A 461-nucleotide genomic window follows, 5' to 3' on the forward strand; every position below is an offset into this window, starting at 1 on the left:
CCGCGACGCGGGACATCAGGTTCTGCTGTCTGCCCGACAGTTTATCCATACGCGTGAAACGGCCGGGCCGCAGGCTTTTGGTATGGAACTGTTGCCACGACTGAACCTTATCCGACAAGCCGCCCTCTCTTACGGTGATTACCGCAGCAAGCATCCCCTGTTTGCTGATATGGGACTGTATCAGGGAGGGCGTATCGGCCCGTATGTGGAAACGTCTTATCTGGCGTTACTGCAGCAGCAATTTCTGCCAGCTGTGCTTGCGGGGCTGGCACAGGACCTGCAGCATGCCCCCTCTGCCAGTGAAGAAAAAATGTCGGTACTGCGTGTCATGCGGATGACGGAAGATGCCTCCGGGCGCAGCATTCCGCTGGTCGAGCAGTACATGGCGCGGCGCTGGCAAAAGGCGTTTCCGGAGCAGGGGCAAGTCCAGCAACAGCTGATGCAGCATCTGGATTATGCCC

1 protein-coding gene is annotated in these 461 nt (G+C 58.4%); it reads left to right on the forward strand.

From position 1 onward, the window contains the following. Positions 1-82: 82 nt before the first annotated feature. A partial coding sequence (locus ADK28_RS25025; protein WP_275452772.1) for an ImcF-related family protein occupies positions 83-461 on the forward strand: 379 nt, incomplete at its 3' end.

The sequence above is a fragment of the Serratia sp. 506_PEND genome, assembly GCF_001076875.1.
In the GTDB taxonomy this organism is placed as follows: domain Bacteria; phylum Pseudomonadota; class Gammaproteobacteria; order Enterobacterales; family Enterobacteriaceae; genus Serratia; species Serratia marcescens.